At 60.2% G+C, this 3705-nt stretch carries 2 protein-coding genes; both read right to left on the bottom strand.

The genetic code is table 11. The features are described 5' to 3' along the window. Nucleotides 1-797 (bottom strand): hypothetical protein (locus ACREAY_RS10515; protein ID WP_431755724.1); only part of this gene is annotated, 797 nt, incomplete at its 3' end. 75 nt (nucleotides 798-872) lie between these two features. Continuing rightward, a partial coding sequence (locus ACREAY_RS10510; protein ID WP_431755723.1) for a DUF4149 domain-containing protein occupies nucleotides 873-3705 on the bottom strand: 2833 nt, incomplete at its 5' end.

The raw sequence follows: 3705 nt of genomic DNA, 5'->3' as shown, positions 1-3705 counted from the left end.
GTTTCAAGCGCCCACCGGGGGTCTTCGCCAATGTCTGTCGAATAGGTGGTCATCTGCGAAGTTATGAACCACAGCTCATAGAGGAACTGACGGTCGCTGCCTGCGTTATCGTACACCTCATCCACCACCTTTGCAAATGACTCATCGTCTACAAACCTGGTGTGGTCCCTCACGGTGATGGTCGTGCCGTCTCCTTTTTGCAGGCGCAGTTTGCCGGCCGGCTCTGGCGCGTTGATGAGGTTCCTGTAGACGTCAATTGGCATCTCCCAGTTGTAGCCGTTGCCCTTGCTGTCCTTGAAGGCCCACTTGATCTCCCTGCCCTGCACTATGGTGTATGGGGGCGTGGCAGCTACTGCAAGCTTGGCCTCTGCAGACTCGCGCTGCGTCCGCTCTTTTTCCGCAGCCTGCTGCAGGAGCGACTGGCTCGACATCAGCGACACGTTCTCGCCGGCCAGCTGCTGGTTCTTGACGCGGAGATCGCCATAGGACTGCTGAAGATCGCCGTACTGCGCGCTCAGGCTGTCGTAATCGGCTCCAAGGTCGTCATATTCTTCGCTCTTGGCCTGGTGCTGGCCCTGCCAGTATGCGACGTTTGACTCGAGCTCGCCCTTGTCCTCTGCAAGCTCGGACAGCTGCGAGTCAAGGCCGGCAATCTGGGCGTCCCTGTCTGCAAGGTCCCCCTCCACTTTTGACAGGCGCTCATGAAGCATGCCTGTCTGCTGAAACTGGAATAACCCAAAAACCGCTGCGGCTATAACGCCGGCGGCTGCAAACGCAATGACGGGGAGGTGGCGCATGTGCTGGCAGGGTGCACGGCACTATAAAAAAATTCTCCGGATGCAGGTTCAGGAGTCTTGTTCAGGGTCGAGCCTCTATTGCCCGATCTTTTCGGCAGCCCGCACGTTGCGCTTCAGGTCCATCGCGCTCTTTGCGTAAAACAGCCCGCTCAGCACGATGCCAGCGACGATGGCAGGTCCTGCGGCTTCGGCAAGCGAAAAGCCAAGGTCGGGCACGCCCGTGGTCGGCTTTTCCGGCTCGCCCCCGCCAGGCTGTGGCGGAGCTTGGGGCTTTGCCGTCACCGCCACGACGCCTATGGCCGCGCCGCGCTGCTCTGCAAACCAGATCCGGCCCTTGTCGTCTGAGGTGAGCCACTGCACGAACGATCCAGCAGTCGGGATCTTGACCTCCGTTCCCTCGCCCGTCCTCGGATCAATGACTGCTAGCCTGTCGATCTCGTGCTGTGCATACCAGAGGTTGCCAAACGCGTCCTTTGCCATGCCAAACGGGAGCCCGCCCTCGTTCAGCTGCGGGTATTCCCTGAAAGTGCGAAAGAGCGGGTTGAACGCCGTCACCGTATGCCCGTCGTGCTCGGCGACATAGACGTCGTGGCCGTCAGGGTCCGGAAAGACCGCGGTCGGGACGACGAGCTTGTTAGAGCCTGAAGGCTCGAATTCCTCAATCTCTCCTGTGGCGACGTCTATTAGGGCTATTCTGCCCGTAGACTCGGCAAGCCAGATGTTGCCGGAGCGGTCTGCAGATATGCCCACGGGCCGGGATTCAGGGGTCGGTATGTCAAACTGCGCAAACGATTCGTTTCCGGGGATGAACTTGACCACCTGGTTTGCCTGCACCACCGGCATCCACAGGTTCCCCTCTCCGTCCTGTGCGAGCCCCGAAATGACGCCCTGCGAAGGCAGAATGTACTGCACGTTTGTCTTTTCGTCAGGATCATAGAGCCCAAGCTTGCTTTCAGTCGGGTCGATGTACCACAGCTTGCGGGACTGGTCGACCACGACCTGCGTGATGAGCGTGACGTTTCCTATCGGGTACTTTGTATAGTTGCCGTTCTGTACGTCCAGCTGCCAGATTCTGCTGCTGCGCGGGAGCGTGTCGCCGGCCCATATCGACTGCCTTTCTTCGTCAAACACTGGAAAGAGCGGCAGGCTCGGCTCTGGCGTCTTGTATTCCTTCAGGTCAAACGAGAGGCTCGATATCGCGGGACGGACCTCAACGTCAAGGCTGGCGACGATGTTTGCAGACTGCGGCCTGACGCCTTCTATCTCCACCATCCACCTGCCGGGCAGGCTGAAAGCCGCGTCGGCGGTAAAGACACCTGGCGACGCCTTTTTGGCATCCACGGGTATCGGCCCGATGTTCCTGTCCACCTGCGTGAGCTTTATCGTCGCCTCGGTGACTTCCTGCGCGATGCCGCCGTCAAAGAACGACACTGTGAACTTGTTCTGCCCCACGACGAACGGGTCTATCGAGAGGTCTATTCTGCCGGTCGAGGTGTATATGGTCTGCACGTACTGCTGCGATGCCGGCTTTTCTGCAAACGCCGCCTGGTCGCCCTGCTGGCGCCTGTACTGTGGGAACTCGCCCTCAGGCAGAGCGCTGTTGGCCATGAGCGACACGAGGAGCAAGAGCGCGATGCCGACCCCGGCCTCTGCCTTTAGCATCCTGCCAAAGCTTCCAAGGCTGCCGACACTCACCCTTGAGCCGCCCCCTGCCATGGCGCTCACCGCCTTTTTCTGGACTATAAACTGCGAATAGGCGCCCATCGCAACCATGACGCCGGCGAGGCCCAGCTTGGCCGCCAGTACCTTGCCGTACGTCGACGCAAGGGTGAGTGAAAGGTCGCTTTCTATGAAGAACAGGAGCAGCGGGCCGGTTATCAGGGCTAGGCCCAGTATCGTCACGACTATAGTTGAAAAGCGCGGGATCAGTATCGAAATTGCGGCCGACCTTGCGCGCTCGTCTGCAAGCGACGCGAGCTTTGGAACGGCCACAAAGCCCATCAGTATCAGCCCGCCTATCCAGATGCTTGCCGCAGCGTTGTGGAAAAAGTCGACAAGTATTGCGGCAACCTGCCCCGTGGCCGCCCCGTGCGCTATCAGGCTCGACGTCACGAGCACCGCAAACCCCATGACCAGTATGGCAAGCATCTCGGCCCGGGTCGGCGACGTGTTGCTGTTGGCTGCCTTGCGCCAGACTGCAAACGCGATTATCATCAGGATGGACGACTCGATCATGCGCGTCGTCCAGACGCTGCCAAAGCGCGTCGCTATAGCCTCAGAAATGCCGGCGCCGATGTCTATTGCCTGCACGGCGATTATGGCTGCGTTTGACGCGAGGACTAGGGCGGCGCCTATCATCACGAGTTTCAACATGCCCAGGTCTATCGAGGACCGCCGCGACGCTATTGCGCCGGAAAGCCAGGGGACCCTCTCAAGGGGCCTCCAAAGCCACAGCGTGCCAAACGCCGCCCCCACTGCCATCACCTGGCCGACCATGCCGGGAAACCGCGAGGCAGATTCTGCAGGGGACAGTATGTCATTGGGCGCGCCCTCAGGGCCGACGGGCGTCTGGGTTGGGGTGGCCCCTATGCCAAACGTGAACGCGCTTTCAATCACGTGCCCGTCGACTGCCGAAAGCACCTTTGTGGTCACGGTGTAGACACCTTCGGGGAGGCTTGGCTGCAGGGTGATTGCTATCGTGGCAGTGTCGCCGCCAACCTGGTGCGGGTCGTTGGTGTCTACCCTGCTGCCGTCCGGCCCGAGCACGGATATCTTGCTGTAGGACATTTCAATGGGCTCGCTGAAAACTACCGAGACTTCGCGCGGGGTCGAAGGGACGCTTGCAAAGGGTTCGGGGATAGAGTCGATGGTTATCGGGTGAGCATATGCCGCGGGCACCGTGGTGATG

Source organism: Nitrososphaera sp. (assembly GCF_050748925.1).
Classification (GTDB): Archaea; Thermoproteota; Nitrososphaeria; order Nitrososphaerales; family Nitrososphaeraceae; genus Nitrososphaera.
The sequence above is the reverse complement of the archived record's forward strand: the minus strand, read 5'-3'. Positions and strand labels throughout refer to the sequence as shown.